Genomic DNA, 25,161 nt, shown 5'->3' with positions numbered 1-25,161 from the left:
AGGAGAAATACTGCAATGTCTCGCGTAGCCAAAGCACATGTCGCCATTCCTTCGGGAGTGGACGTTTCCATTACTGCTGACCACATCCGAGTCAAGGGTGCGGGCGGTACCTTGTCTGTGGCGCAGAACGCGCGCGTCAAGGTTGTCAATGATGCCGGTAAGCTTTCTTTTGAACCTGCCGACGACAGCCGTGAGGCCAACTCCATGAGTGGCACGCAGCGTCAGCTCGTCAACAACATGGTGGTTGGCGTGAGCAAAGGGTTTGAAAAGAAACTCACGCTGATTGGTGTCGGTTTCAAGGCGGCAGCCGCTGGGAACAAGCTCAATCTGAGTGTCGGCTTTTCTCATCCGGTGGATTTCGTCATGCCCACTGGCGTGAGCGTTGCCTGCCCGACGCCCACGGAAATTGTCATCAAAGGTGCCGATCGCCAGGTCGTCGGCCAATTGGCAGCCGAAATCCGCGCCGTGCGTCCTCCCGAGCCCTACAAGGGCAAGGGCATCCGCTACGTGGGTGAAACAGTGGTCATCAAAGAGACCAAGAAGAAGTAAGGAGCTGCATCATGCTAGACAAGAAACAGCAGCGTCTGCGCCGTGCTCGTCAAACCCGTGTGCGTATCGCACAGCAAGGTGCTGTACGCCTGACGGTGCATCGCACGAACCTGAATATCTACGCGACGGTCATTTCCGGTTGCGGCACCAAGGTGCTGGCGAGTGCTTCCACCGCCGAGAAGGAAGTGCGCGAGGCCTTGGGCGGCGAAGGCAAGGGCGGAAATGCCGCTGCCGCCGCCGCCATCGGCAAGCGTATCGCCGAGAAGGCCAAGGCCGCTGGCGTCGAAAAAGTGGCGTTTGACCGCGCCGGTTATGCCTACCACGGCCGGGTCAAGGCCCTGGCGGAAGCGGCCCGCGAAGCGGGTTTGCAATTCTGATCGGAGCAGAAAATGGCAAGATTTCAAGCCAAGGTACAGAACGAGGAACGTGACGACGGTCTGCGCGAGAAGATGATCGCTGTCAACCGCGTCACCAAGGTGGTCAAAGGCGGGCGCATTCTGGGCTTTGCCGCGCTCACCGTTGTTGGCGACGGTGATGGCCGAGTCGGCATGGGCAAGGGCAAGTCCAAGGAAGTGCCTGCCGCCGTGCAGAAGGCCATGGAAGAAGCCCGCCGGCGCATGGTCAAGGTTTCACTCAAGAACGGCACCATCCACCACAACGTCGTCGGTCAGCACGGTGCTGCCATGGTCATGATGGCACCGGCCCCCAAGGGTACCGGCATCATCGCTGGAGGTCCGATGCGCGCGGTGTTCGAGGTGATGGGCATCACTGACATCGTGGCCAAGAGCCATGGCTCGTCCAACCCCTACAACATGGTGCGCGCAACGTTCGACGCGCTGGCGCGCTCGACGACGCCGGCCGAAATCGCCGCCAAGCGCGGCAAATCGGTCGAAGACCTCTTCGCCGCCTGAAGTCCGCTAAAGATACCGAGGCTACAGTGACAACTCAGCAAACCCTCAAGGTGCAACTGGTGCGCAGCCCCATTGGCACCAAGGAATCCCACCGCGCCACGGTGCGCGGCCTGGGCCTGCGCAAACTCAACAGCGTGAGCGAACTCAAGGACACGCCCGAGGTGCGCGGCATGATCAACAAGATCGCCTATCTGGTGAAGATCCTCTGAAAGGTCGATCATGGAACTCAACAGCATTCAACCCGCAGCGGGCGCAAAGCATGCGACGCGCCGCGTCGGGCGTGGTATTGGCTCTGGGCTGGGCAAGACGGCCGGTCGTGGCCACAAGGGTCAAAAATCCCGTTCCGGGGGTTTCCACAAGGTCGGTTTTGAAGGTGGTCAGATGCCACTGCAACGGCGCTTGCCCAAGCGTGGTTTCAAATCGACCCAGCTCAAATACAACGCAGAGGTCACTTTGTCAGCACTCGACAGACTGGGGCTCGGCGAAGTCGATCTGCTCGCACTCAAGAAGGCGGGCGTGGTCGGTCAGTTGGCGCGTGTGGTGAAGGTGATCAAGAGCGGTAGCCTGACCAAGGCTGTCAAGCTCACCGGCATCGGTGCGACTGCTGGCGCCAGGGCTGCCATTGAAGCAGTCGGCGGCAGCGTGGCCTGAGGGAGTTCGGGCGCATCGTGGCTACCAACGCGGCTCAACTGGCAAAGACCGGCAAGTTCGGCGACCTGCGTCGCAGGCTGGTGTTTTTGCTGCTCGCACTGGTGGTGTATCGCATCGGGGCGCATATCCCGGTGCCGGGCATCAATCCGGATCAACTCGAGCAGCTCTTCAACAGCCAGCAAGGCGGGATACTGAATCTGTTCAACATGTTCTCCGGCGGTGCGCTGGAGCGCTTTACCGTGTTCGCTCTGGGCATCATGCCCTATATCTCGGCGGCCATCATCATGCAGCTGATGACGTACGTGATACCGACCTTTGAAGCCTTGAACAAAGAAGGGGAGGCTGGGCGCAGGAAAATTACCCAGTACACACGGTACGGCACGCTGGGGCTGTGCATTTTCCAGTCGCTGGGAATTGCCGTTGCGTTGGAAGGTCAGCCTGGCCTGGTGATGGATCCGGGTTTCACTTTCCGCATGACCGCGATGGTGAGCCTGACGGCGGGCAGCATGTTCCTGATGTGGCTGGGTGAACAGATGACTGAGCGCGGCCTCGGCAACGGCATATCCTTATTGATTTTCGGCGGCATTGTCGCCGGGTTGCCGAGTGCGTTGGCGGGCTTGCTGGAACTGGTGCGCACGGGCGCGATGAGCATCATCGTCTCGCTGCTGATTGTCGCAGTGGTGTTGCTGGTGACGTATTTCGTGGTTTACGTCGAGCGTGGTCAGCGCAAGATTCTGGTGAACTATGCGCGCCGTCAAGTCGGGAACAAAGTCTATGGCGGGCAGTCGTCTCACTTGCCGCTCAAGCTGAACATGTCGGGTGTGATTCCTCCGATCTTCGCGTCGTCCATCATCCTGCTGCCAGCCACCGTCGTGAACTGGTTCAGCGCGGGCGATTCGATGCGTTGGCTCAAGGATATCTCCAGCACGCTGACACCCGGGTCGCCGGTCTACGTGATGCTGTATGCGGGCGCGATCATCTTCTTCTGCTTCTTCTATACCGCTTTGGTATTCAACAGCCGCGAAACAGCGGACAACCTGAAAAAGAGCGGCGCCTTCGTTCCAGGCATCCGCCCCGGAGAAAACACGGCGAAGTACATTGACAAAATCCTGCTGCGGCTCACTTTCATTGGTGCAATCTATGTCACCCTCGTTTGCTTGTTGCCGGAGTTTCTGATCCTGCGCTACAACGTACCTTTCTATTTCGGCGGTACGTCGCTTCTGATCATTGTGGTGGTGACCATGGACTTCATGTCGCAGGTGCAGAACTATCTGATGAGCCAGCAATATGAGTCGTTGCTCAAGAAGGCGAATTTCAAGACAACGATCAGTGGCTAGTTAGAAACAGGGTGTTCGCTTATAATGCTCGGTTTCGCCTCCTTTGGGGGAGGCGGCTGGGCTGATTGGAAACACGGAGTCACCTGCCTTGAGTGCAGGGATTTGATGTTCAGGAGAAAAAAATGAGAGTTTCCGCTTCTGTCAAGAAGATTTGCCGTAATTGCAAGATCATCCGCCGCAAGGGTGTTGTGCGTGTGATCTGCAGCGACCAGCGCCACAAGCAGCGCCAGGGTTGATTGAGAAAGTTCAGAGGACGCACATGGCTCGTATTGCTGGTATCAACATCCCGCCGCATCAACACGCAGAGATCGGGTTGACGGCCATTTATGGCATCGGTCGTTCGCGCGCTCGCAAGATCTGCGAGGCGTGCGCCATTGGGTATTCGACCAAGATCAAGGATCTCACGGATGCCGATCTGGAAAAAATTCGCGACCAGATTGCGCATATCACCATTGAAGGTGATTTGCGCCGTGAAACCACGATGAACATCAAACGGTTGATGGATATTGGCTGCTATCGCGGAATGCGCCATCGCCGTGGTCTGCCGTTGCGCGGACAGCGCACGCGTACCAATGCCCGCACACGCAAGGGTCCGCGCAAAGGCGCTGCGATCCTCAAGAAATAAGCAGTGAAAGAACACTATGGCCAAGTCTCCCGCCAATAACGCAGCGCAGCGTGTGCGCAAGAAGGTACGCAAGAACGTGTCGGACGGCATCGCTCACGTGCATGCTTCGTTCAACAACACCATCATCACGATCACCGATCGCCAGGGCAATGCTTTGTCATGGGCGTCATCAGGTGGTCAGGGCTTCAAGGGCTCGCGCAAATCCACGCCATTCGCCGCTCAAGTGGCTTCCGAGATGGCGGGTCGTGCTGCGATTGAGCAGGGCATCAAGAACGTTGATGTGGAAATCAAGGGTCCTGGTCCTGGTCGTGAATCGTCCGTGCGCGCCTTGGGTGCGCTCGGCATCCGCATCACGTCGATTTCCGATGTGACGCCGGTACCCCACAACGGCTGCCGCCCCCAAAAACGCCGCCGTATCTGAGTTTTCAATAAGCCCACCGCCACTGTTCGCCTGGCGCGATGGTGGCTCCTGCGGCAACATCCCGCAGAAGAACAACCTAGGAATTCAAAGTGGCACGCTATCTCGGCCCCAAGGCCAAACTTTCCCGCCGTGAAGGCACGGATCTGTTCCTCAAGAGCGCGCGCCGCTCGATTGCGGATAAGGCCAAGTTCGATTCCAAGCCTGGCCAGCACGGCCGCACTTCCGGCGCTCGCACCTCCGACTATGGTCTGCAATTGCGCGAAAAGCAGAAGGTCAAGCGCATGTATGGCGTGCTCGAAAAGCAGTTCCGCCGCTATTTCGAGGAGGCCGAGCGTCGTCGCGGCAACACTGGTGCCAACCTGTTGTCGCTGCTCGAATCGCGCTTGGACAACGTCGTTTACCGCATGGGTTTTGGCTCAACCCGCGCCGAGGCGCGCCAGTTGGTGTCGCACAAGGCGATCACGGTAAATGGTCAGTGCGTGAACATTGCCTCCTACCTTGTGAAGGCAGGGGACCAGGTGGCAGTGCGTGAAAAATCCAAGAAGCAAGTCCGCATTGCCGAGGCGATGCAGCTGGCGCAGCAAGTGGGTCTGCCGGCGTGGGTTGAAGTCAATGCCGACAAGGCCGAAGGTGTCTTCAAGAAAACTCCGGACCGTGATGAATTTGGCGCCGATATCAACGAATCGCTGATCGTCGAACTGTATTCGCGCTGATCTGGGCCGTACCCGCATTTTGCAATGGTTCCCGCGGGGCGAGGCATCGCCCCGCGGGCGCTTCATCAGCCTTACCGGTGTAACGAGCTGGGGGCATTGAGAGGAAGACTGCATGCAAGCCAATTTGCTCAAACCCAAGACGATCAACGTCGAACAAATCAGCACCAATCGTGCGAAGGTGGAGCTTGAGCCGTTCGAGCGTGGATATGGCCATACGCTGGGCAACGCCATCCGCCGTGTGCTGCTGTCGTCCATGGATGGCTATGCGCCAACCGAGGTGTCAATTGCCGGTGTGGTGCATGAATATGCTTCCATCGATGGCGTCCAGGAAGATGTGATCAACATTCTTCTGAACCTCAAGGGTGTGGTGTTCAAGCTCTACAACCGGGATGAGGTCACGCTGAGCCTGCGCAAGGATACCGAGGGAATCGTCACAGCCAGCGATATCCAGACGCCTCACGATGTCGAAATCATCAACCCTGACCACGCCATCGCCACCCTTTCTGCCGGCGGCAAGCTGGATATGCAGATCAAGGTGGAAAAGGGACGCGGCTACGTGCCTGGCAATCAGCGCTGGCATGGCGACGAGGCCAACAAGGTCATCGGTCGCATCGTGCTGGATGCATCCTTCTCGCCTATCCGCCGTGTCAGCTATACCGTGGAGAGCGCACGCGTCGAACAGCGTACGGACTTGGACAAGCTGGTACTTGATATTGAAACCAATGGAACCATGACGGCAGAGGAAGCTGTGCGCACCTCCGCCAAGATTCTGGTCGAGCAATTGGCGGTGTTTGCACAGCTGGATGGCGGAGAGATTTTCCCGCCCAGCGGCTCGGGTGGTCACGCGAGCGGCGCTGCGTTCGATCCGATCCTGCTGCGTCCTGTCGACGAGCTGGAACTCACGGTGCGATCAGCCAATTGCCTCAAGGCCGAGAACATCTATTACATCGGCGATCTGATCCAACGGACCGAGAACGAGCTTCTGAAGACGCCCAATCTGGGTCGCAAGTCGCTCAACGAAATCAAGGAAGTGCTGGCATCGCGTGGCCTCACCTTGGGCATGCGCCTGGAGAACTGGCCGCCAGCCGGCCTTGAAAAGCGTTGAAACGAACATCGGGCGGTGCTGCCGCCCCGTGCATCGGCGGGTACCTGAAACGGCCTGCTGCATTACAAGCGTAAGAAAGGAATAGCACCATGCGTCACGGAAACGGACTGCGCAAACTCAATCGCACCAGCGCGCATCGCCAGGCGATGCTGCAGAACATGATGAACTCGCTCATCGAGCACGAGGCCATCAAAACCACGCTGCCCAAGGCCAAGGAACTGCGCCGCGTCATCGAGCCCATGATTACCCTGGCGCGCAAGGACACCGTCGCAAACCGTCGTCTTGCGTTTGCCCGCCTGCGCAATAGCGACAGCGTCGCCAAGCTGTTCACCGATCTGGGCCCGCGCTTCATGAACCGCCCCGGCGGCTACACACGCATCCTGAAGATGGGATTCCGTGTGGGTGACAATGCTCCCATGGCCTATGTCGAGCTCGTCGAGCGTGCCGCTGAGACATCGGCTGGCGAAACAAAGGCTTGATTGCTGCTATAATCAAAAGCTTATCGCGCGGTGGAGCAGTCTGGTAGCTCGTTGGGCTCATAACCCAAAGGTCGGAGGTTCAAATCCTTCCCGCGCAACCAAATCGGGGTTTCAGAACCCATCACAACCCCTCAAAACCCGCTCCTATCATAGGGAAGCGGGTTTTCTTTGCCCCACGTCCTGTCACAATGCATCAGGACATACCAACAATTTGTTGGTAGTTTTGTTGGTGTGTTAAACGGAACTGAGATAAATGAAGGGCCGCGCGTGAGATAAATGCGGGATATTGCCGGAGGGGGCGGGAAATTTTGGGACGGGAATGCAACGGCGTTGCACGGGCGGAAACGGGGTTGGGGGCGGGTTATTTGCGGCGGAAACCCAGCTCGGTGGCCCAGTCGGTGACGATGGCGGTGATCTCCTGGCGGTCGGTGGTGCTCAGGCCGAGGAAGGGGCGGGCGGGGATGCCGCCACGGCCGTATTGGTGGGTGGCGGCGTAGACCAGGTTGCTGCCGACCTCCACGGTGCCGGGTGCGGTCACCTGGGAGTGGATGCCGCGGCGCAGGAAGCCGTGCAGCGTCAGCACTTTGTTCTGATTGTGCTTCTTGAGGCTGGGGTGCTTGAGGTCGGTCCACGCCTTGCCATGCGGCGCGGTCTTGGTGTCGAAGCGCTCCTGCGTGCTGCGCTGCAGGTATTCGCCCAGTTGGGGCATGAGGGTGCTGGTGTCGCGCACGCCGTCGGCGAGTATGCGCACGCTGGCCTGCAGGCGGTCGAGCTCGCTGGTGGTGATGGTGAGGTGGGTGCCGGCCATGGGGCTGCCTCCTACTCAAGCCCGTGCGCGGCGCGGATGCGGGCGCAGGCGACCTCGAAGTGTTCGGGGTCGATCTCGCAGCCGAGGAAGGGCAGGCCCAGCGTGGCGCAGGCGACGCCGGTGCTGCCGCTGCCCATGAACGGGTCGCACACCAGGCCACCTGGTGGGGTGACGCTGCGCACCAGGTATTTGATCAGCTCCAGCGGCTTCTGATTGCGATGGCCGGTCTTCTCGGCTCGACCAAAACGCAGCGCGTCGCATACGAAAACGTTACAGCGCCCGGGGGAGTCGTCGCCGAACCATGCGCCCTTCCTGCATCCATAGACCATGGTCTCGTGCGCCGATGGCCACCAGTTGCCGGGCATAGGTGGCGGTGGGTATGGTTTGACCTATACGGCGTGTTTGGCGGTCATTTTGCCGTCGCGCACCGCCTGGGCCACACCGCCTGCTTGCTCGTTGCCGCAGAAGACAACGGCCGCGTTGGTGACGAACGGCGTCAATTCGCGCAACAAGGACAGTACCACGTCGTGTGTGATGCCCGGGACATCGCACGCGAACTCCATCACGCGCACACCCCGACCCGGACCACGGTTGGCGCTGCCGAATTTGTTCTGCAGTCATAGGGTGAGTCGGTCACCAAGGAGCCTATCGACGCGCCAAACACACCTGCGCGCAGCAGCTGCAGGCTGTCGTCACGGAACAAAATGGCTCGACCATCGGCCAGGACGCGTTTCTCGAAATCCACTTTCGTCTTTCGATGGCAAGGTATAAAATGCGGCTGCGGGGGTTCCTGTGGGAGTGCAGAATAAAGCACCGTTTGAAACCGGAGGGCAGCCCCCGTTTTTTCATGCCTTCTTTTGTAAGGCAATCTCTTCGAGACCTGCACGCGGCAGCACCCACAAAGTGGTGATCTCGTTCCCCGGATTGTTGATGTTGTACGCACCAAGTTGCGCGCGCAGCTTGTTCGTTAGGCTCTTGTTGTCCAGATCGATGATGAAGCGGCCCTTGCGAGCTCCATGGTTGTCTCGTGCTTTGCGCACGGCGTCTCGCACCAGACGCGCAATACTGGCGTAAGCCGGTTTCTTGGGTTTTTTGGCCTCCATCTCCCATCCCGGGCCGATCCACAAAAAATCATTTGTTGGCAGCCCCACAGCGCTGCGCTGAATCAATCGCACCTGCTCTCCCAGGTTGGTAAAGCGCTCGTAAAACTTGAGCTCGTGCTCCTGCAGCTCCCAGCCCTCGCCCGTGGGGAATCCCAGTGCCTGCTGGCGCTTGACCAAGGTCTGCGGCGATGACTCGATGGCAAGCGCCGGAAGCGCTGCCGCCTGCATCGCCTTGCGCGCCTCCTCCCGCTGCCGGCTGGCGCCGGGGATGTACTCAAACCCCGGGGCGATCCCCTCGGGCACGCGCACGCGGCGCGGACCGTTGGGGTTGAGCTTGCCCACCTCGCGCTCGATCCAGTTCACCTCGGGCGCTTCGTCGGGCCCTTCCCTGCCCATCTTGCGCAGGTCGCGCGGCCACAGCCCGCGCACGCTGCACTGGCAGCCCCAGCCGTTGGGCGGGTAGTGGGTCTGCCACCAGGGGTCATCGCGTGCCAGCACCAGTCCGTCCCAGGCCAGGTGCTGGTGGCGCGGGTTGGTCACCCAGTCGGCGTGCACGTACTGCCAGAACGGCGCGGCCTGCAGCTGCTCATGGCGGCCGGCGGCGTAGCTGGTGTTGAGATTGGTCTCGTAGATGACGCGGCTGCGCCAGTTGCGCCCGCCGTTGTAATCCCAGCCGTGGGTGGCCACGATGGCGTCGAAATCCTTGCGGAAGGTCTCCAGCGTGGTGCCGTCGGCGATGGCTTTCTCGACCGCCGCGCGGAAGTCGGACACGATCGCGTCGCGGTTGGCGCCCGCCACCACGAAGGACCAGTCGTGCTCGTGGGTGTAGATGGCCACCACGCTGGGGCTGGACGCGGCCACGCTGGATGGCCTGTTCATCGCCGCGGCAAGCATTCCTGACTAACCGCAACCGCAAGGAGTTTGACATGACCCTCATCACACTGCTGCAGCCGCACCGCCACGCCGGGCGCGATTACCCGGCAGGCAGCACGCTCACCCGGTGGCGCACGTGGAGCCTTTGAAGGTGGACTACAGCTACGCCGGCTACGTGAACATCGCGGCGTTCAGCCGCACCAATGTGGAGAAGGGCATCATCTTCAGCGGCATCAACAGCGACGACCAGAAGGCGCGCGTGATCATCCCGCGCATCAGCCTGGCGATGAGCGGCGACTTTGGCTGGATCAGCGATGAGGCCAGCCCCCTTACGCTGGGCGGGCAGGCGCTCTACGTGCCCGAGCTGCAGACCGACCCGCTGTTCGGCCCATTCATGCGCATCGACACCATGCCCGATCTGCCGGCGGTGGGCCCCTGACGGGCGGCCCCGCCGGGCCATGAAAAACCCCGCTGCGGGCGCTGCCTGAGCGGGGTTTTGTTTTGTGAGGCGCGAGGCGTGAAATCCCGCGCCTCACGCCTCACGCAAAAGAAGGTGCCAGCCGATGTAGGCAAAGGGGGTGGCGACAAACGCTGCACCCGCCAGCAGCGCTGGCGGTGACCATGCCCCGCTGCAGCAGGGTGATGGTGAGGATGGCGCACAGGACCATGAAGCGAAGCATGGCGGTGATGGTAGTTTGAAAGGGTGTTTATGGCAACGGATTTGCGTGCGAAGCTGGTGATTGAGACCGAAACCAGCGGCGAGGAGGAGGTTACTTGGATGAACTGCGGATGGGGGCAAAGGTGATCCCACTGGGGACTGGTTCAACGGGCTGAACTACCGGCCCGTGCTACAGTCTTAGACACCATGCAGTTCCCATCAGGAAGCACCAATACCGCCCGTATGACGCCAATCGGCGCTCAGGCGTTTGCTGCACGCAATCTGGATTTGCTGGCCGCCATTGAGAACACCCTCGACGCTCTGAGCGCAGACGCTAGCCTCCTGAACGCCATCCACGATGGCTATCGTGAAATACACGAGAGGCTTGAAGGCACTCCTACTGCCATCGACGAAGGCGGGCGCATTCAAGCCATGCTGGACAAAGCCGGGGCGGCATGCGTGCGCATTTACCACGATGCCTGTCAGCGCCAACAAAGCGTCCGCCAAGACCTCCAGCTTCATCCTGATGATGGCGTGGCCGATGCGTACAACGCCTTTATCGAGGTGCTGCGCGAACTGCACGACGCTATCGAGGTGCTGCGCGAATGGATCGCCACGCATGATGCCGTACTGCAACCGACGACAGGCACGGTGTACGCCAGCGCGGATGACCTGTTCGCTGCCCTACTGCCACGGCATTGAATCGCATCACCATCACGGGGTTTTCGCATTCCGGGCGGTTCGTATCGGATTTGAGGAGCGCGCCGATAGAGGTACAACAAGCCGCACAGGAAGCGCTCAGGCTTTTGCAGACCAATCCCAGCGCCAAATCGTTGCGCTTGCATCCTCTCAAGGGCATGCCCAAGCCCACCGTCTGGAAAATTGACGTGTTCGTCAGCCATGCGTGGCAAATCACCTTTGAACTGAACGGCACCGTGGCCGAACTCAAGCGCCTTGGCACGCACAAGACCATCGACCGCGATCCACGCTGATACCGCTGGCGCGCCAACCGCCCGCCGACGGCGGCGACGCTGGACCGCCTGCTGCACCATGCCCACATCGTGCAGATCACGGGTGAGAGCTTCCGATTGAAAGACAAACGCAAGGCCGGCCAGGCGGTAAGGAGAAGCACGTCGGTGGCATGACCGGCGCCGCGCGCTGCTCGCCCACTTCCGGCTACGCCCTACGCGGACGAGCAGCGCATCGATCGTGGCCCGAGTGGGTCAGATTTACTTTGGCGATCACGCTGAAAGTGGGTCAGATTTAAATCGGCGTTGACACCCACCACCAAGAAAAACCCCACCAGCAATCCGAAGGAGCTGCGCGTAGAGACACGGCCCGATGAGACCGATTCACAGAGGCTTGCGGCAGTGGTGATGGATGGCACGCTCTCGGCGGTGACCGTGCAAGACCATGCCCGCGTAGGCGAGGGGACCGTGGAAGCAAAGCACCGGCCCGAGGTCGGCTGAAGGCAAGGCCGTTGCTTCGCGCAATGGCTACAAGGGCGGGCAGCGCGAGCAGCTACGCCAGTTGTCCAAGGCGCTGCGCGAGGAGCTGGCGAGCATGCGCAGTTTCAACGACTTGGCGCGGGGATGAACGTCAACATGAACGCAACACCGGCAGCAAAGGGGGCACTTTTCGTTTTGTTGGTATTTTGTTGGTAGTTTTCACCGCATGAAAGCTGAAACCAAGTATCCATGCGGGTTTCCAAGGCAAGTTCAAATCCTTCCCGCCCCCACGTCCTGTCACAATGCGGCAGGAGGGCACTGGAAGACGAACCGTTGGTGTGCGCCTGCAAGTTTGGATTCGTCATCCATATAATATACCGACAAGACGGTTTATTATATGGATGACGAATTTACCAACGAGGCACCATGAAGATATTGATCGTGTTCGCGCATCCCGAGTCGGCGTCGTTTGGTCGGGCGATGCTGGATCGTTCGGTGCGAACACTGTGCTCGTCCGGGCACGAGGTTGCGGTGTCGGATCTCTATGCGATGAATTTCAATCCCGTGGCCGCCGGGCAGGATTTCACGGAGAGGCGCTTTCCACACGCGCTCCAGTACGATCGCGAACAGAAGCTTTCGTCGCAGCGCCATACTTTCACACCAGACATCCAGGCTGAGATCGACAAACTGCTTGCTTGCGATCTGCTGATTCTGCAATTTCCGTTGTGGTGGTTCTCGGTTCCCGCGATCATGAAAGGCTGGATCGACAGGGTCTTCGCCAACGGCACGGTGTATGGATCGGGTGGAATGCGCTTTGACAATGGCGGCCTGAAGGGGCGCAGGGCGATGCTGGCACTCACGACGGGATGCTTTCCCGAGATGATGGAGCCCGATGGGCTGCTGGGCCATCGCGATGTCATCCTGTGGCATCTGCAGCACGGCACTTTCGGTTACAGCGGCTTGCAGGTGCTCCAGCCGTTCGTTGGCTGGGCGATCCAGTACACCGACGAAACAGAGCGGCACGCGATTCTGGATCGGTATGAGGCACGTCTGCGTAGCATTGGAGAGGAAGAGCCCATGCCGACGCATGCGCTTTCCGATTTCGCGGCCGACTGGCGGCTCAAGCCAGGTGTCGAGCCCAGAACGGCTGGACATCGGCGCTGAATTGGAACACTCGAGAGATGAAGGAATCGACCATGGCATCGTCTGGCCCCTCGCCCCGGCGGCTTCCCTTGGCAGACGACGCAGCGTTTGATGCGCTGTCTAACCTGCTTCATACCCGCTACAGTTGTCGTGCATTCCTTCCGGAGTCCGTCCCCCGTGTGACCATTGAGCGCATTCTGACCGTTGCGCAGCGCACGGCTTCGTGGTGCAACGCGCAGCCCTGGCGGCTCCATATCGCCAGCGGCGCGACATTGGAGCGCCTGCGCGCCGCGTTGCAAGCCAGCGATGCGGCCATGGCTGTCCCCGCACCCGATCTGCCCTGGCCGCGTGAGTACCGCGGCGTGTACCAGGAGCGGCGCCGTGCGTGCGGATGGGGTCTGTATGAAGCGCTGGGCATCACCAAGGGCGACCGGGGGGCCTCGGCCCGGCAGGCCGCGCGCAACTTCGCCATGTTCGACGCTCCACACGTAGCCATCATCACGAGTGATGAGGCGCTGGGGATCTACGGCGCGGTGGACTGCGGTGCCTACGTTGCCAATTTTCTTCTTGCGGCGCACAGCCTGGGTGTCGGTTCGGTGCCGCAGGCTGCCTTGGCAGCCCACCCTGCGGTGCTGCGAGAGGTGTTGGATATCGGTGCAGATCGAACCATCGTCTGCGGTATCTCGTTTGGCTGGCCTGACCCTGAACATCCGGCCAATCGTTTTCGTACCGCGCGAGCCGCTGCCGCCAGCAGTGTGACATGGTTGGATTGAGGGGACACGTATGGACGCATCCCTGAACAACTCGAACTTGCATCACCTGCCCTGGAACGAGAACAATATTGAGCACTTGCTGGCGTTGGCTGGCATCGGACCGGGCTGCTGGCGCACTCGACACGGTGATGCGAACCTCAACGGGCGCTCATATGGTGGCCAGTTGCTGGCCCAGGCCTTCATGGCCGGCATGATGGATGTGCCCGCCGATCGCGTTCCGACGATGATGCAGTTTTTGTTCCTGCAAGGTGCGATGCCACAGGAGATGCTGGATCTGCACGTCACGGCGTTGCAGGAGGGCAAACGTTTCAGCTCGCGCCACGTGCGTGGCTCGCAGGGTAATGGGCGTGTCATCCTGGATGCGCAGGTCACCTGCGCGTTGCCGCTGGACGCCCCTTCACACGGTTCGCCCAGCAACGCGCCGGTCGGAGAGCGGCCGGAGGACCTTGCGCAGCTCCACGACATCGATCCCGCACTGCTGCGCGGCCTCCAACGCCTGGGCGGTTATTCGGAGGACCACAAACCCAGCATCGAGTTCCGGATCCCTGATCCGGAGCGCCAGTTTTCGGCGGCTACCATGGACGGGAGATTCCGGTTCTGGATGCGACCCACGCACGGCTTGCCTGACGATTCCCGCATACATGCGGCGGCTTTTGCCTACCAGTCGGACTGGTGGATGAATTTCAGTGCGCTGGGGCTGCATTTGCGCGAGATGGGCGAGCGCCGGCTTTACATCGCGAGCCTGAATCACGCCATCTGGCTGCATCGTCCGTTTCGAAGCGACCAATGGCTGCATGTGGAGACGGTGAGTCCGGTGAGCGATTCTGGCCGGGGCCTGTCCATCGGTTCGGTGCACGATCGCGAAGGACGCTCGCTCGCGACCGTGACGCAGGAGTGCCTGATGGCGTACGCGGGCTGAGCGCCCAGGTCAGCGACTGGACCGCATGGTCAAACCTGCTCTTCTGGGAGGTGAACAACGATGCCGTCGAGTTCAGGGGTCATGCGGATCTGGCAGCACAGGCGGCTGTTGTCGCGCAGGTCGGGTACACCTTCGAGCATGGCAACCTCGGTTTCTGATCGCTGCGGCAGCTGCGTAATCCAAGGCTGATCCACGTAGCCGTGGCAAGTGGCGCAGCTGCAAGAGCCGCCACAGTCACCCAGGATGCCAGGCACCGCATTGTCAAGCGCGACCTTCATCAGGCTTTTGTTCAGAGGGGCCTCGACCTGATAGGTCGCGCCGGTGTGATCGACGAAGACGACGGTGGTCATGCGGTGATCTTTCCTATGGGAATGTGAAGATGCTGTTTGACTATTGACATAGTCCGTCCAGACGGTCTATTATTGCACCAACACGAATTTCTGCAACCACCGATAGGAGATATTCTTTTGGAACATTGCGCCGCTATTCCCAGTGCGCCTGCCGGGCCTGCACCGGCATGGGATCAACTGATTCGAGCCGACCACGTGCACGGTTCGCTCTACACAGACCCTGCTGTATACCAAGAAGAATTGAACAAAATATGGTTCCGCACCTGGGTCTATGTTGGACATGAAAGCGAAGTGTCCAATGTCAATGATTTCGTGATGAAGTCCATCGGTCCCGAGCCGATCATCATGACCCGTGACAAGTCGGGCGCCATTCATCTGCTGCACAACCGCTGCCCACACAAAGGCAATCGCGTCTGCACGACGGAGCAAGGCAGCGCGCGCTCATTTACCTGCCCGTACCATGGCTGGACTTTCGCCAACGACGGAGCCATCAAAGGCATTCCTTTCCCTTCCGGTTATGAGGGCGTAGATCGTAGTGAATTGGGCTTGGGCAAGGTCGCACGCGTGGCGAACTACCGCGGCTTCGTGTTCGGCTCCATGGCCGCCGAGGGGCCGAGTCTGGAGGAACATCTGGGCGGGGCCAGGTATGCGCTGGATGCGCTGTGCGATACCTCCCCCGAAGGCGAAGTCCAGATCACGGCCGGATTCCTCAAGCACAAGGTCAAGGCGAACTGGAAGATCGTGATGGAGAACGAAACGGATGGCTACCATCCCTCGTTCGTGCATGCGTCCATCTTCGAGGTGGCGGACAGCAAGATCGGTGACCTTTACAGCGCCGAGTCCACCGCCGTCTCGCGCGACTATGGCAATGGGCACACCGAGAACGATCTGCGCCCTGAGTTCCGCAAGCGCGACGTGCCGCTTTCCTGGTTCGGCACGACCCCCGAAAAACTGCCCGATTACGTCGCCAGGATGAACGCAGCCTATGGCGAAGAGAAGGCGCGCAAGATCATGATCGATGGCACGCCCCACATCATGGTCTTCCCCAATCTGTTCATCGCCGAGATCCAGATGTTCGTGATCCAGCCGGTGGCGGTGAACGAGACCGTGCAGCATGTGACGGCCCTGCAGTTCAAGGGAGCGCCGGATCTCAACCGCCGCATGCGTCAGCAAACCATGGGCTCGGTTGGCCCGGCCGGTTTCCTGCTGGCCGACGACGCGTCGATGTATGAGCGGACGCAGCAGGGAGTGCAAATGAAAAACCCCGAATGGAATTACATCGGACGCGGCAGGCACCGGGAGCGGCGTGACGAGGATGGGTTCCTGATTGGAGACAACACCGACGAAGTGCCGACCCGCGGCATCTGGCGGCACTACAAAGCCGTGATGGAGGCAGCATGATGGGCATGACCCCGACGCAGCGCGCAACCCTGGAGGATGTGACGCAGTTCATTTATCGCGAAGCACGGCTTCAGGATGAGCACCAATACGACGCCTGGGAAAGCCTGTGGGCGGATGACGGTGTCTACTGGGTGCCGGCCAATGGCGACGACATCGACCCCGAGCAGAAGATGTCGATCGTTTACGACAACCGATCGCGCATTGCCTTGCGCATTCGTCAGTACCACACCGGCAAACGCTTTGGGCAGACGCCCCAGTCGCGACTGCGCCGCGTGGTGTCGAACGTGGAGCTCATCGAGGACGACGGCAAGCAAATCCGTGCCGCGGCCAATGCGATGCTGTTCGAGTCGCACCCGCGCGGCGACGTCGTCTGGGCCTCGCGCAACGAGTACACGCTGCGGCGTGAGGGTGATGACTTCCGCATGGTGCTCAAGAAAGTCGTGCTGGTGAACAACCAGTCGGCCTTGTATTCGATGGCCTTTCTGATCTGAGGAAGCAGCAATGACGGATACGTCCCCTACGGTGCTGGTTGGCGAGGGGCCAGCCTTGCTGGCGCTCCATGCCGACGGCGTGGCCCACATCCGGCTAAACCGAGCCGAATCGGCCAACGGCCTGAACATCGAGCTACTCAAGGCATTGCACGAAGTCGTGATGCGCGTGCATGGCGACGGGCGCGTGCGCAGCGTGCTGATCACCGGAGAGGGCAAGAATTTCTGTGCCGGCGGCGATGTGCACACCTTCCTGTCCAAAGGCGCCGAACTGCCGGATTACATCCGTGTGGCGACGGGCTATCTGCAGCTGGTGGCGGCGGGCCTGATCCGTCTGAATCCGCCCGTGGTCTGCGCGGTTCAGGGCTTCGCGGCCGGCGGCGGCGGCATGGGGCTGGTGTGCTCCGCGGATTTCGTAGTGGCGGGCGAATCGGCCAAGTTCCTGGCCGGCGCCACCCGCGTGGCCATGGTGCCGGATGCCGGAGTGTCGGTCACCCTCACGCAGCTGGTGGGTCTGCGCCGCGCGATGGAAATCCTGATGCTCAACCCGACAATCACGGCGGCCGAGGCCAAGGACATGGGCCTGGTCACCCGTGTGGTGGCAGACGACGCCCTGCGGCACGAAGCCCTGGCGCTGGCGCGACAGCTGGCCGCCGGCGCGCCGGCGGCGCTGGCCAACACCAAGCGCCTGCTCTGGAACGGTATTGGGCAGGGTGTGGAGGCCGCGATGCCCGAGGAAAACCACACGCAGGCCGTGCTCTCGGGCATGGGCGATGCGCTGGAAGGCCTGGCGGCGGTAATCGACAAGCGTGCACCGCGCTTTACGGGGCGCTGATGGTGGCGCCGGCATCTTCTGTCCCCCTGGCGGGTCGGCGGGCGCTGGTCACGGGCGGTGCCAGCGGCATCGGCGCGGCCATTTGCGCACGCCTGGCTGCCGACGGCGCGAGCGTGGTCATTGCCGATCTGCAGCTCGAAACTGCTGCCCGGTTGGCTGCAGACACTGATGGCGTCGCCGTACGGTTGGACGTGACCGACTTCGACGCTGTCGCGGCGGTGGTGCAGGCGCACGGTCCGTTCGATGTCCTGGTCAACAGCGCGGGCGTGGATCAGCACGCTTTCTTCACGCAGACCACGCCGGCCGACTGGCGCCGCCTGCTGGCCGTCAACCTGGAGTCGGTGTTGAACACCACGCACGCCGTACTCGGGGGAATGCAGGCGGCTGGCTATGGCCGCATCATCAATATCGCGTCAGAGGCAGGTCGGCTCGGCTCGCGCGGCGGCTCGGTGTATGCGGCGGCCAAGGGCGGTGTGATCGCCTTCACCCGCTCCATTGCACGCGAGAACGGCCGCAAGGGCATCACGGCCAACGTCGTCGCGCCGGGTCCGATCGACACGCCGCTGCTGCGCCAGGCCGTGGCGCAGGAAGGCGACAAGATCATGACGGCCATGACCGGCGCCACGCTCGCGGGGCGGCTCGGCACGTCGGATGAGGTGGCCGCTGCCGTGGCTTTCCTGGCGTCGGAGGGCGCGGGCTATGTCACCGGCGAGGTGCTGGGCGTATCCGGCGGCATGGGGTGTGGCGCATGACGAAGCATGAGGCCGTCGAATCCGTCATCGCACGCGTCAAGGCCGTCTATGGTGGCTGGCGGCGTGATACCACGGTGGCCCAGATGCGCGCAGACTGGGACCAGCTGTTCAGCGCGCCTGGCGCGGCCGATATCCAGGATGTGGTGGCAGCCCATGTGCCCTGCCAGTGGGTGACGGCGCCTGGTGCGGACATGGGGCGCACGGTTGTGTATTTCCACGGTGGGGGCTTCCAGGTGGGCTCGCTGGCCTCGCACCGCGAGCTGATGGCCTGCATCTCCGCCGCCAGTGGCGCGCGCGTGCTGGGCGTGGGCTACCGCCTGGCACCAGAGCACCGCTATCCCGCGGCGCTGGAAGATGCGCTGGCCGCCCATGGCTGGCTGCGCGCGCAGGGCGTGGCGGCAGAGCGGATCGCGGTCGCGGGCGATTCGGCGGGGGGTGGCCTGGGTTTGTCGCTGCTGCTGGCGTTGCGCCGCCGCGGTGAGCTGATGCCCGCCGCCTACTGGGGCTTGTCCGCCTGGACCGATCTCACGGCCTCGGGCCAAAGCTATGACACCCGCGCCACGCTCGATCCGATCCACCAGCGGCCCATGATCGCGGCCATGGCGCGCAACTATCTGGGCAGCGCGGGCAACCCCAAGGACCCGCTGGCGTCGCCGTTGTTCGCGGCGCCCGACGAGCTCGCCGCCTTGCCGCCGATGCTGCTGCAGGTGGGCGAACGCGAGACGGTCGTCAGCGATTCCGAGGCCTTCGTGCAGCGGGCGCGAGCGGCAGGTGCCACGGCCGAACTGCAGGTGTGGCCCGCAATGATCCATGTGTTTCAGCAATTCCCGACCCTGTTGGCCGAGGCGCGCGATGCGCTGGCCGGCGGCGGGCGGTTTCTCTCGGCGTGCTTTGACGCCGCCTCCAATCGAAAGACAGCTCAATGATAGGTATCACCGGATTCGGCGGCTATGTGCCACGCCTGCGCCTTTCGCGCCAGGCGGTCGCGCAGGCCAACGCCTGGTATGCGCCGCATTTTGCGGCGCGCAAGGGCACGCGTTCCATGGTCAACTGGGACGAGGACAGCATCACCATGGCCGTGGCCGCCGCGCGCGATTGCCTGGGCGCGGGCGAGGATCGCCGGCACGTGCGCAGCGTGCTGCTGGCGTCGGGCACGCTGCCGTTTGCCGAGCGCCTGAACGCCGGCGTGGTGGCCGGGGCGCTGACCCTGGACGACGACATCGACGCCATCGATCTGGGCGGCTCGCAGCGCGCGGCGCTGTCGGCGGTGACCCAGGCCGTGGCGCGCGTGCGTGCGGGGGGTGGCGATGTGCTGGTGCTGGCGTCCGACGCGCGCAAGGCGCTCGCGGCGAGCGCGCAGGAGATCGAGTACGGTGACGCGGCCGCGGCCCTGCTGATCGGCCAGGACAAGGTGCTGGCCGAATTTCTGGGTGCAGGCACCCTGTCCGTCGATTTCGTCGACCACTTCCGTGCAGCGGGCGAGGACATCGACTACCACTGGGAAGAACGTTGGGTGCGCGACGAGGGCCTCTCCAAGCTGGTGCCGCGCGCCGTGGCCGATGCGCTGCAGCAGGCCGGCGTGGCGCCGGCCGAGGTGGACCATTTGATCTTCCCGTCGAGCTTCGCCAAGATGGACGCGCAGCTGGCCAAGGCCTGCGGCATCCGCGCCGAGGCGGTGGTCGATCCCTTGTTCGCTCAGATCGGCGACAGCGGCCTGCCGCACGCGTTGCTGGTGCTGGCGCACCTGCTGGAGCGTGCCGAGCCCGGCAAGGTGATCGTGCTGGCGCAGTTCGGCAGCGGTGCGCAGGCGCTGGTGTTCCGCACCACCGATGCCGCCGGCACGTTCCGGCCGTCGCGCGGCGTGCACGCATGGATCGCGCGTGGTGCCGAGGAGCGCAGCTACACCAAGTTCCTTGCCTTCAAGGGGCAGCTTCAGCTTGAGCGCGGCATGCGCGGCGAGCAGGACAAGAAAACGGCGTTGTCAACGGCCTGGCGCCACCGCGCGGCGCTGCTGGGCCTGGTCGCCGGGCGCTGCGAGGTCACGGGCAGCGTGCATTTCCCGCCCTCGCGCATTTCCTATGACCAGGGCAAGCCGCTGCAGGACACGCAGCGGCCCTACAGGCTGGCCGACCGGCCGGCGAAGATCCTGTCGTGGTCGGCCGAATACCTGTCCTACCACCCGGCGCCGCCCCACCACTACGGGCAGATCGATTTCGAGGGCGGCGGCCGCATCCTGATGGACTTCACCGACCTGGACGTGGGGGAGGTGGATTCCGGCTCGGCGATGGAGATGGTGTTCCGCATCAAGGATGTCGATGAGCGCCGCCACTTCACCCGTTATTTCTGGAAGGCCACCCCGGTACGTGGCGCAAAGGCCTGAGGAGAACACCATGGCACAAGGTATCAAGGACAAGGTAGCCATCCTCGGCATGGGCTGCAGCAAGTTCGGCGAGCGCTGGGATGCCAGCCCCGAAGATCTGATGGTCGAGGCCTACAACGAGGCCATGGCCGATGCCGGTATCGCGCCCGAGCAGCTTGGGGCAGCCTGGTATTCGACCCACATGGATGATGTCGGCACGGGCCGCGGCGGCACGCCCATGGGCATCGCTCTGCGCCTGCCGAACATCGGCATCACGCGGGTGGAGAATTTTTGCGCCGGTGGCTCCGAGGCCGTGCGCGCCGCCGTCTATGCCGTGGCCGCGGGCGCCTGCGACATCGCGTTGGCGCTCGGCGTGGAAAAACTCAAGGACACCGGTTACGGTGGGCTGCCGATGGCCACCGTGGGCACCTACATTCCGCAGTGGTACCCGAACGCGGTGGCGCCGGCGAACTTCGCGCAGCTTGCTTCCGCGTACCGCAGCCGCCACGGTGTCGATGCCGCCTTGCTCAAGCGCGCGATCGCGCATGTGTCGGTCAAGAGCCACGCCAACGGTGCCAAGAACCCCAAGGCCCACTTTCAGAAGGCGGTGAGCGAGGAGACGGTGCTCAAGGCGCCCATCATTGCCGAGCCGCTGGGGCTTTTCGACTGCGCGGGTGTTTCGGATGGCGCCGCCGCGGTCATCGTGACGACACCCGAAATAGCGCGCAGCCTGGGCAAGCGTGACCTGGTCACGTTCAAGGCGCTGCAGGTGGTCGTGTCCAACGGCTGGGAGCTCCAGTCGAGCGAATGGGACGGCAGCTACGTGCACACGGCGCGCATCGCCGCGCAGCGGGCTTATGCGGAAGCCGGTATCGCGAAGCCGCGCGAGCAGATCAGCATGACCGAGGTGCACGACTGCTTCTCGATCACGGAGCTGGTGACGATGGAGGATCTGGGCCTGTCGGACGTCGGCGGCGCGGTGAAAGACGTGCTCGATGGGGTTTTCGATGCGGACGGCAGGATCCCGTGCCAGATCGATGGCGGCCTCAAGTGCTTCGGCCACCCCATCGGCGCCAGCGGCATCCGCATGCTCTACGAGATGTACCTGCAGTTGCAGGGCCGGGCGGGGCCGCGCCAGTTGAGCAACCCGACCATGGGGCTGACGCACAACCTCGGGGGCCAGCCGTCGCAGAACGTCTGCTCGGTGTCCATCGTGGGCCTGGAAGGCGCATGAGGCCAGCCGCGCTTCATCCATTTTCGATAAGTGAATCATGACAGTCGGTATCACGCAATCCCTCCATCGCGCGCTGCAGCAAAGTCCCCAGCGCATCGCGACCATCGCCCAAGGACGTCGCCAGACCTATGCCGAATTCGCCGATCGCGTCCGGCGGCTCGCCGGTGCCATGCGCAGTCTTGGCGTCGAAAAAGGCGACCGAGTCGGCATCCTGTCACTCAACTCGGACCGCTACCTTGAGGTCATCATGGCGGTGTTCTGGCTGGGTGCGGCGATCAACCCCGCGAACACGCGCTGGAGCGCGAAGGAACTGGCCTTCTCGTTCAACGACTGCGAGACCACGCTGCTGTTTGTCGACGATGCCCACCTGCCCCGCATGGACGAGGTGCGGGCCGAATCGCGCACGCTGCGCAAGGTTATCCATCTGGGCGACGGTGCGTGCCCGGCGGACATGCTCGACTATGGACAACTGGTGGCGCAGGCCGAGCCCGTGGACGATGTGCGTGCGGGCGGCTCCGACCTGGCGGCGGTGTTCTATACCGGTGGCACCACCGGCTTCCCCAAGGGGGTGATGATCTCGCACGATGGCTTGATGGGCGCGGCCCTGAACCGGCTGGCGATCGGCTATCCGGTGGGCCCGGTGTACCTGCATGCGGCGCCCATATTCCATTTGGCCGGCGCGCTGGGGGTGTGGTGGCAATTCATCGCCGGGGGCACGCATGTCCTGCTGCCCAGCTTCGATGCCCTGCAGTTCATGGAGACGGTGCAGAGCGAGCGCGTGACAGACACGCTGCTGGTGCCGACCATGATCCAGATGGTGCTGGACCACCCGGCGTACAGCAGCTTCGATCTGACGAGCCTGACGTTCATGGTGTACGGCGCTTCGCCCATCTCTGAAACGCTGCTTGATCGCCTGAGTGCTGCCTTGCCCCAGCTGTCGCTGATGCAGGGCTACGGCATGACCGAGCTGTCGGGCTGCGTGAGCTACCTGCCGCCGTACTACCACACGGCCCAAGGGCGCGCGCAGGGCAAGCTGCGCTCGGCCGGGCGCGCGGCGGCGCTGGCCGAGATCAAGATCGTGGACGGCGATGGCAACGAAGTGCCGCGCGGCACGGTGGGTGAAATTGCCTCCAGCGGCATGTCGGCCATGCTGGGTTACTGGGGCCGCCCGGAAGACAACGCCAGAACCTTGCGCAACGGCTGGGTGCATTCGGGCGACGGCGCCTACATGGACGAGGAGGGCTTCATCTTCATCGTGGACCGCATGAAGGACATGGTGGTCAGCGGTGGAGAGAACGTCTATTCGGCAGAAGTCGAGAACGCCATCCTCAAGCACCCCGCCATCGCGGCGTGCGCCGTGGTCGGCATCCCGAGCGAAAAGTGGGGCGAGAGTGTGCACGCGGTGGTGGTGCTCAAGCCCGAACAGACGGTGTCCGAGGCTGAGCTGATCGCGCACTGCAAGGGCCTGATCGCCAACTACAAGTGCCCGCGCAGCGTCGAGGTGCGCACCGAGCTGCCCCTGTCCGGTGCTGGAAAAATCCAGAAGAACAAGCTGCGCGAACCCTACTGGGCCGACCGCAGCCGCCGGGTGGCCTGAGTCCCCTTTTTTCCGCTCCCCGCTCGGACGATGGATCTATGACAAACCCTGCAAATCCCCCTCCGGTGGTGCTGATGGACAGACCGGCGCCCCATGTGGCGCGCCTGCTGATCAACCGCCCGGACAAGCGCAACGCCATCGACTTCGATGTGCGCGAGCAGCTGACCCGGCAGATTCAGGCCTTGCAAAACGAGGGCAGCACCCGCGCCCTGGTGATCGGCGGGGTGGGTGGCGTGTTTTCCGCGGGCGGCGATGTGCCCAGCATGCTCGGCCTGACCGAGGCGCAGGCACGCGATCGCATGCAGCATATCCACGTGCTGTGCCGGCTCGTGGCCAGCGCGCGCTTTCCGGTGGTCAGTGCCATGGAAGGCTTCGCGGCCGGCGCCGTGGTCGGCCTGGCCCTGCTGGGTGACCGCATCGTTGGCGGGCCTGGCACCCGGGTGATGTTCCCCTTTCTGCGCCTGGGCTTGGTGCCGGACTGGGGGCAGCTGCTCACACTGCCGCGCCGGGTCGGCATCGGCGCCGCACGCCGCATGCTGACCAGTGGCAAGACCGTGGAGGGTGAGGAGGCGCATCGCCTCGGGCTGCTGGACCTGCTGGTGCCCGACGCGCAGGTGATGGACACGGCGGTGCAGCAGGCGCTGGAACTCGCCCGTTTGCCCCAGGATGCGTTCAGCCGCATGAAACAGCGCCTCAATGCGATCTCGGGCTCCCTGGCCGAAGAACTGACCCGGGAGGAGAACGACCAGGCAGTGTGCCTGCTCGGTGATGAATTCAAGGAAGGCTACGCGGCATTCAGCGAGAAACGGGCGCCGGATTTTCTGCGCGGCGGAGGTAGTCAATGACGACGCCATTGAGCGACGCGCCCGTGCTGGTGCACCGTGATGGCGCCGTCGGCGTCGTCACCCTGAACCGGCCCGACAAGCGCAACGCGCTGGACCTGACCATGCGCGCCGCGATCGCCCAGGCCGTGGCGGCGCTGGACGCCGAGGCGGCGGTGAGGGCCATCGTGATTACTGGCGGCGATGCGGTGTTCGCGGCCGGAGCCGACCTCAACCTGCTGGTGGACAAGGGTGCCCAGGATGTCGCCGACATCGACCTCGGCCAGTTCTGGGCACCGGTGGCGAACAGCCGCAAGCCCGTGATCGCCGCCGTGAGCGGCTTCGCGCTCGGCGCGGGCTGCGAGTTGGCCATGATGTGCGACTTCATCGTCGCCGACGCGAGCGCACGCCTGGGCCAGCCCGAGCTGGCCGTGGGCATCATGCCCGGCGCCGGCGGCACGCAGCGGCTGGTGCGCACGGTGGGCAAGCAGGTTGCCAGCCTGCTGCTGCTGACCGGCGAGCCACTGAGCGGCGAGCGCGCCTTCGAGCTCGGCCTGGTGGCCGAGCTCGCGCCGGCCGGAGAAGCGCTGTCCCGCGCCCTGGAGCTGGCCAAGAAGGCAGCGCGCATGCCGCCGAAGGCGGTCGCAGCCACTCGGCGCGCGCTGCGCCAGGGTGCCGACCTGCCCCTGGACGCCGCGCTGGCGCTGGAGAACCGCGAGTTCCTGCTGCTCTTCGACACCGCCGACAAGACCGAAGGCATGCGGGCCTTCCTCGACAAACGCAAGCCCGACTTCAAGGGCGAATGAAC

General features: G+C 63.0%; 36 protein-coding genes, 1 tRNA gene and 1 pseudogene. 32 read left to right on the top strand and 6 right to left on the bottom strand.

What is annotated here, in order from left to right; all coding sequences use genetic code 11:
- Positions 1-15 precede the first annotated feature (15 nt).
- The 13 genes from rplF to K320_RS0110615 all read left to right on the top strand — a co-directional run bounded on the left by rplF (position 16) and on the right by K320_RS0110615 (position 6,892).
- On the top strand, positions 16-549 hold the full coding sequence (gene rplF, locus K320_RS0110670; protein ID WP_024538826.1) for a 50S ribosomal protein L6: 534 nt from the start codon (positions 16-18) through the stop codon (positions 547-549).
- Positions 550-560: 11 nt separating this feature from the next.
- The gene (gene rplR / locus K320_RS0110665) at positions 561-926 is read left to right on the top strand and encodes a 50S ribosomal protein L18 (protein ID WP_024538825.1); all 366 of its coding nucleotides are present in this window, start codon (positions 561-563) and stop codon (positions 924-926) included.
- A 12-nt stretch (positions 927-938) separates the two neighbouring features.
- Entirely contained in the window at positions 939-1,460 is a 522-nt protein-coding gene (gene rpsE / locus K320_RS0110660; RefSeq protein WP_024538824.1) for a 30S ribosomal protein S5, read from the top strand.
- Between the two features lie 26 nt (positions 1,461-1,486).
- Entirely contained in the window at positions 1,487-1,669 is a 183-nt protein-coding gene (gene rpmD, locus K320_RS0110655) for a 50S ribosomal protein L30 (protein WP_024538823.1), read from the top strand.
- 10 nt (positions 1,670-1,679) lie between these two features.
- Complete coding sequence (gene rplO / locus K320_RS0110650; protein WP_024538822.1) at positions 1,680-2,111, top strand: 50S ribosomal protein L15; 432 nt, start codon at positions 1,680-1,682, stop codon at positions 2,109-2,111.
- A gap of 17 nt (positions 2,112-2,128) precedes the next feature.
- Positions 2,129-3,448 carry a preprotein translocase subunit SecY gene (gene secY, locus K320_RS0110645; RefSeq protein ID WP_024538821.1) on the top strand — a complete coding sequence of 440 codons (1,320 nt, stop codon included), beginning with the start codon at positions 2,129-2,131 and terminating at the stop codon, positions 3,446-3,448.
- Positions 3,449-3,570: 122 nt separating this feature from the next.
- On the top strand, positions 3,571-3,684 hold the full coding sequence (gene rpmJ, locus K320_RS18705; protein ID WP_084301239.1) for a 50S ribosomal protein L36: 114 nt from the start codon (positions 3,571-3,573) through the stop codon (positions 3,682-3,684).
- A 23-nt stretch (positions 3,685-3,707) separates the two neighbouring features.
- Positions 3,708-4,073: a 30S ribosomal protein S13 gene (gene rpsM, locus K320_RS0110640; protein WP_024538820.1), complete on the top strand. Its 366-nt coding sequence runs from the start codon at positions 3,708-3,710 to the stop codon at positions 4,071-4,073.
- Between the two features lie 16 nt (positions 4,074-4,089).
- Entirely contained in the window at positions 4,090-4,494 is a 405-nt protein-coding gene (gene rpsK, locus K320_RS0110635) for a 30S ribosomal protein S11 (protein ID WP_024538819.1), read from the top strand.
- 89 nt (positions 4,495-4,583) lie between these two features.
- Complete coding sequence (gene rpsD / locus K320_RS0110630) at positions 4,584-5,207, top strand: 30S ribosomal protein S4 (RefSeq protein ID WP_024538818.1); 624 nt, start codon at positions 4,584-4,586, stop codon at positions 5,205-5,207.
- 112 nt (positions 5,208-5,319) lie between these two features.
- A complete protein-coding gene (locus K320_RS0110625) occupies positions 5,320-6,312 on the top strand; it encodes a DNA-directed RNA polymerase subunit alpha (protein ID WP_024538817.1) in 993 nt (330 codons plus the stop codon).
- A gap of 89 nt (positions 6,313-6,401) precedes the next feature.
- Entirely contained in the window at positions 6,402-6,791 is a 390-nt protein-coding gene (gene rplQ / locus K320_RS0110620; RefSeq protein ID WP_024538816.1) for a 50S ribosomal protein L17, read from the top strand.
- Between the two features lie 24 nt (positions 6,792-6,815).
- Positions 6,816-6,892: transfer RNA gene (locus K320_RS0110615), tRNA-Met, on the top strand.
- 260 nt (positions 6,893-7,152) lie between these two features.
- On the opposite strand, the gene K320_RS0110610 is transcribed toward K320_RS0110615, so the two are convergent.
- The 4 genes from K320_RS0110610 to K320_RS18700 all read right to left on the bottom strand — a co-directional run bounded on the left by K320_RS0110610 (position 7,153) and on the right by K320_RS18700 (position 9,581).
- Complete coding sequence (locus tag K320_RS0110610; protein ID WP_024538815.1) at positions 7,153-7,599, bottom strand: phage virion morphogenesis protein; 447 nt, start codon at positions 7,597-7,599, stop codon at positions 7,153-7,155.
- A gap of 11 nt (positions 7,600-7,610) precedes the next feature.
- On the bottom strand, positions 7,611-7,964 hold the full coding sequence (locus K320_RS18140) for a DNA-methyltransferase (protein ID WP_084301238.1): 354 nt from the start codon (positions 7,962-7,964) through the stop codon (positions 7,611-7,613).
- A gap of 24 nt (positions 7,965-7,988) precedes the next feature.
- Positions 7,989-8,165: a hypothetical protein gene (locus K320_RS0110600; RefSeq protein WP_156913945.1), complete on the bottom strand. Its 177-nt coding sequence runs from the start codon at positions 8,163-8,165 to the stop codon at positions 7,989-7,991.
- 279 nt (positions 8,166-8,444) lie between these two features.
- Entirely contained in the window at positions 8,445-9,581 is a 1,137-nt protein-coding gene (locus K320_RS18700) for a phage head morphogenesis protein (protein WP_245593864.1), read from the bottom strand.
- 47 nt (positions 9,582-9,628) lie between these two features.
- Here K320_RS18700 and K320_RS19735 point away from each other — a divergent pair, with 47 nt between their 5' ends.
- From K320_RS19735 to K320_RS0110565, 6 genes and pseudogenes are all read left to right on the top strand, one after another.
- Positions 9,629-9,724 carry a DUF7210 family protein gene (locus K320_RS19735; protein ID WP_455423279.1) on the top strand — a complete coding sequence of 32 codons (96 nt, stop codon included), beginning with the start codon at positions 9,629-9,631 and terminating at the stop codon, positions 9,722-9,724.
- Positions 9,712-10,014, top strand: a complete 303-nt coding sequence (locus tag K320_RS18135) for a hypothetical protein (RefSeq protein ID WP_169730050.1) — start codon at positions 9,712-9,714, stop codon at positions 10,012-10,014. Before K320_RS19735 ends, K320_RS18135 begins: the two co-directional genes overlap by 13 nt.
- 426 nt (positions 10,015-10,440) lie before the next feature.
- Complete coding sequence (locus K320_RS0110575; RefSeq protein ID WP_156913943.1) at positions 10,441-10,935, top strand: hypothetical protein; 495 nt, start codon at positions 10,441-10,443, stop codon at positions 10,933-10,935.
- Complete coding sequence (locus K320_RS19085) at positions 10,932-11,225, top strand: hypothetical protein (RefSeq protein WP_156913941.1); 294 nt, start codon at positions 10,932-10,934, stop codon at positions 11,223-11,225. The genes K320_RS0110575 and K320_RS19085 overlap by 4 nt, the downstream gene beginning before the upstream one ends.
- A gap of 27 nt (positions 11,226-11,252) precedes the next feature.
- A pseudogene (locus K320_RS18695) lies at positions 11,253-11,378 on the top strand (ATP-binding protein); the annotation flags it as partial.
- A gap of 129 nt (positions 11,379-11,507) precedes the next feature.
- The gene (locus K320_RS0110565; protein ID WP_024538809.1) at positions 11,508-11,702 is read left to right on the top strand and encodes a hypothetical protein; all 195 of its coding nucleotides are present in this window, start codon (positions 11,508-11,510) and stop codon (positions 11,700-11,702) included.
- 104 nt (positions 11,703-11,806) lie between these two features.
- Here K320_RS0110565 and K320_RS19080 read toward each other — a convergent pair whose 3' ends face one another.
- On the bottom strand, positions 11,807-12,031 hold the full coding sequence (locus K320_RS19080) for a hypothetical protein (RefSeq protein WP_156913938.1): 225 nt from the start codon (positions 12,029-12,031) through the stop codon (positions 11,807-11,809).
- 76 nt (positions 12,032-12,107) lie between these two features.
- Here K320_RS19080 and K320_RS0110560 point away from each other — a divergent pair, with 76 nt between their 5' ends.
- From K320_RS0110560 to K320_RS0110550, 3 genes are read left to right on the top strand one after another with little or no spacing between them, the layout of a single operon-like run.
- Positions 12,108-12,845, top strand: a complete 738-nt coding sequence (locus K320_RS0110560; protein ID WP_024538808.1) for an NAD(P)H-dependent oxidoreductase — start codon at positions 12,108-12,110, stop codon at positions 12,843-12,845.
- Between the two features lie 32 nt (positions 12,846-12,877).
- Positions 12,878-13,597, top strand: coding sequence for a nitroreductase (locus tag K320_RS0110555; RefSeq protein WP_051384902.1), 720 nt, complete (start codon positions 12,878-12,880; stop codon positions 13,595-13,597).
- 10 nt (positions 13,598-13,607) lie between these two features.
- Positions 13,608-14,516: an acyl-CoA thioesterase gene (locus K320_RS0110550; RefSeq protein WP_024538806.1), complete on the top strand. Its 909-nt coding sequence runs from the start codon at positions 13,608-13,610 to the stop codon at positions 14,514-14,516.
- Positions 14,517-14,545: 29 nt separating this feature from the next.
- On the opposite strand, the gene K320_RS0110545 is transcribed toward K320_RS0110550, so the two are convergent.
- Complete coding sequence (locus tag K320_RS0110545) at positions 14,546-14,866, bottom strand: 2Fe-2S iron-sulfur cluster-binding protein (RefSeq protein ID WP_024538805.1); 321 nt, start codon at positions 14,864-14,866, stop codon at positions 14,546-14,548.
- Between the two features lie 117 nt (positions 14,867-14,983).
- On the opposite strand from K320_RS0110545, the gene K320_RS0110540 reads away from it, so the two are divergent.
- Genes K320_RS0110540 through K320_RS0110495 form a run of 10 tightly spaced genes read left to right on the top strand, consistent with a single transcriptional unit; the run spans position 14,984 to position 25,159 of the window.
- Complete coding sequence (locus tag K320_RS0110540) at positions 14,984-16,267, top strand: aromatic ring-hydroxylating oxygenase subunit alpha (RefSeq protein ID WP_024538804.1); 1,284 nt, start codon at positions 14,984-14,986, stop codon at positions 16,265-16,267.
- Positions 16,264-16,758, top strand: a complete 495-nt coding sequence (locus tag K320_RS0110535; protein WP_245593863.1) for an aromatic-ring-hydroxylating dioxygenase subunit beta — start codon at positions 16,264-16,266, stop codon at positions 16,756-16,758. The genes K320_RS0110540 and K320_RS0110535 overlap by 4 nt, the downstream gene beginning before the upstream one ends.
- Before the next feature lie 10 nt (positions 16,759-16,768).
- A complete protein-coding gene (locus K320_RS0110530; RefSeq protein ID WP_024538802.1) occupies positions 16,769-17,590 on the top strand; it encodes an enoyl-CoA hydratase/isomerase family protein in 822 nt (273 codons plus the stop codon).
- Positions 17,590-18,342 carry an SDR family NAD(P)-dependent oxidoreductase gene (locus K320_RS0110525; RefSeq protein WP_051384892.1) on the top strand — a complete coding sequence of 251 codons (753 nt, stop codon included), beginning with the start codon at positions 17,590-17,592 and terminating at the stop codon, positions 18,340-18,342. Before K320_RS0110530 ends, K320_RS0110525 begins: the two co-directional genes overlap by 1 nt.
- A complete protein-coding gene (locus tag K320_RS0110520) occupies positions 18,339-19,268 on the top strand; it encodes an alpha/beta hydrolase (protein ID WP_024538800.1) in 930 nt (309 codons plus the stop codon). Before K320_RS0110525 ends, K320_RS0110520 begins: the two co-directional genes overlap by 4 nt.
- Complete coding sequence (locus K320_RS0110515) at positions 19,265-20,722, top strand: hydroxymethylglutaryl-CoA synthase family protein (protein ID WP_024538799.1); 1,458 nt, start codon at positions 19,265-19,267, stop codon at positions 20,720-20,722. Before K320_RS0110520 ends, K320_RS0110515 begins: the two co-directional genes overlap by 4 nt.
- Before the next feature lie 10 nt (positions 20,723-20,732).
- The gene (locus K320_RS0110510; protein ID WP_024538798.1) at positions 20,733-21,935 is read left to right on the top strand and encodes an acetyl-CoA acetyltransferase; all 1,203 of its coding nucleotides are present in this window, start codon (positions 20,733-20,735) and stop codon (positions 21,933-21,935) included.
- A 37-nt stretch (positions 21,936-21,972) separates the two neighbouring features.
- Positions 21,973-23,532 (top strand): acyl-CoA synthetase, encoded by a 1,560-nt coding sequence (locus K320_RS0110505; protein ID WP_024538797.1) that lies wholly within the window; start codon positions 21,973-21,975, stop codon positions 23,530-23,532.
- Positions 23,533-23,570: 38 nt separating this feature from the next.
- Positions 23,571-24,377 (top strand): enoyl-CoA hydratase/isomerase family protein, encoded by an 807-nt coding sequence (locus tag K320_RS0110500; protein ID WP_084301237.1) that lies wholly within the window; start codon positions 23,571-23,573, stop codon positions 24,375-24,377.
- Entirely contained in the window at positions 24,374-25,159 is a 786-nt protein-coding gene (locus K320_RS0110495) for an enoyl-CoA hydratase-related protein (protein ID WP_024538795.1), read from the top strand. Before K320_RS0110500 ends, K320_RS0110495 begins: the two co-directional genes overlap by 4 nt.
- The last annotated feature ends 2 nt before the right edge of the window (positions 25,160-25,161 follow it).

This window comes from Comamonas badia DSM 17552 (genome assembly GCF_000484635.1).
In the GTDB taxonomy this organism is placed as follows: Bacteria; Pseudomonadota; Gammaproteobacteria; order Burkholderiales; family Burkholderiaceae_C; genus Comamonas_C; species Comamonas_C badia.
This window is presented reverse-complemented; position numbering and strand designations above follow the sequence as displayed.

Coding starts and splice junctions, on each gene's coding strand:
- K320_RS19735 (WP_455423279.1), top strand. CDS start 9,629: ATGACCCTCATCACACTGCTGCAGCCGCACCGCCACGCCGGGCGCGAT.
- K320_RS0110610 (WP_024538815.1), bottom strand. CDS start 7,599: ATGGCCGGCACCCACCTCACCATCACCACCAGCGAGCTCGACCGCCTG.
- K320_RS0110560 (WP_024538808.1), top strand. CDS start 12,108: ATGAAGATATTGATCGTGTTCGCGCATCCCGAGTCGGCGTCGTTTGGT.
- K320_RS0110575 (WP_156913943.1), top strand. CDS start 10,441: ATGCAGTTCCCATCAGGAAGCACCAATACCGCCCGTATGACGCCAATC.
- rplR (WP_024538825.1), top strand. CDS start 561: ATGCTAGACAAGAAACAGCAGCGTCTGCGCCGTGCTCGTCAAACCCGT.
- rpsK (WP_024538819.1), top strand. CDS start 4,090: ATGGCCAAGTCTCCCGCCAATAACGCAGCGCAGCGTGTGCGCAAGAAG.
- K320_RS18140 (WP_084301238.1), bottom strand. CDS start 7,964: ATGCCCGGCAACTGGTGGCCATCGGCGCACGAGACCATGGTCTATGGA.
- K320_RS0110535 (WP_245593863.1), top strand. CDS start 16,264: ATGATGGGCATGACCCCGACGCAGCGCGCAACCCTGGAGGATGTGACG.
- K320_RS0110495 (WP_024538795.1), top strand. CDS start 24,374: ATGACGACGCCATTGAGCGACGCGCCCGTGCTGGTGCACCGTGATGGC.
- K320_RS0110530 (WP_024538802.1), top strand. CDS start 16,769: ATGACGGATACGTCCCCTACGGTGCTGGTTGGCGAGGGGCCAGCCTTG.
- rplO (WP_024538822.1), top strand. CDS start 1,680: ATGGAACTCAACAGCATTCAACCCGCAGCGGGCGCAAAGCATGCGACG.
- K320_RS0110500 (WP_084301237.1), top strand. CDS start 23,571: ATGACAAACCCTGCAAATCCCCCTCCGGTGGTGCTGATGGACAGACCG.
- rpsE (WP_024538824.1), top strand. CDS start 939: ATGGCAAGATTTCAAGCCAAGGTACAGAACGAGGAACGTGACGACGGT.
- K320_RS0110520 (WP_024538800.1), top strand. CDS start 18,339: ATGACGAAGCATGAGGCCGTCGAATCCGTCATCGCACGCGTCAAGGCC.
- K320_RS0110555 (WP_051384902.1), top strand. CDS start 12,878: ATGGCATCGTCTGGCCCCTCGCCCCGGCGGCTTCCCTTGGCAGACGAC.
- rpmJ (WP_084301239.1), top strand. CDS start 3,571: ATGAGAGTTTCCGCTTCTGTCAAGAAGATTTGCCGTAATTGCAAGATC.
- K320_RS0110545 (WP_024538805.1), bottom strand. CDS start 14,866: ATGACCACCGTCGTCTTCGTCGATCACACCGGCGCGACCTATCAGGTC.
- rplF (WP_024538826.1), top strand. CDS start 16: ATGTCTCGCGTAGCCAAAGCACATGTCGCCATTCCTTCGGGAGTGGAC.
- rpsM (WP_024538820.1), top strand. CDS start 3,708: ATGGCTCGTATTGCTGGTATCAACATCCCGCCGCATCAACACGCAGAG.
- rplQ (WP_024538816.1), top strand. CDS start 6,402: ATGCGTCACGGAAACGGACTGCGCAAACTCAATCGCACCAGCGCGCAT.
- K320_RS0110505 (WP_024538797.1), top strand. CDS start 21,973: ATGACAGTCGGTATCACGCAATCCCTCCATCGCGCGCTGCAGCAAAGT.
- K320_RS0110510 (WP_024538798.1), top strand. CDS start 20,733: ATGGCACAAGGTATCAAGGACAAGGTAGCCATCCTCGGCATGGGCTGC.
- K320_RS0110625 (WP_024538817.1), top strand. CDS start 5,320: ATGCAAGCCAATTTGCTCAAACCCAAGACGATCAACGTCGAACAAATC.
- K320_RS0110515 (WP_024538799.1), top strand. CDS start 19,265: ATGATAGGTATCACCGGATTCGGCGGCTATGTGCCACGCCTGCGCCTT.
- K320_RS0110550 (WP_024538806.1), top strand. CDS start 13,608: ATGGACGCATCCCTGAACAACTCGAACTTGCATCACCTGCCCTGGAAC.
- K320_RS0110525 (WP_051384892.1), top strand. CDS start 17,590: ATGGTGGCGCCGGCATCTTCTGTCCCCCTGGCGGGTCGGCGGGCGCTG.
- K320_RS18700 (WP_245593864.1), bottom strand. CDS start 9,581: ATGAACAGGCCATCCAGCGTGGCCGCGTCCAGCCCCAGCGTGGTGGCC.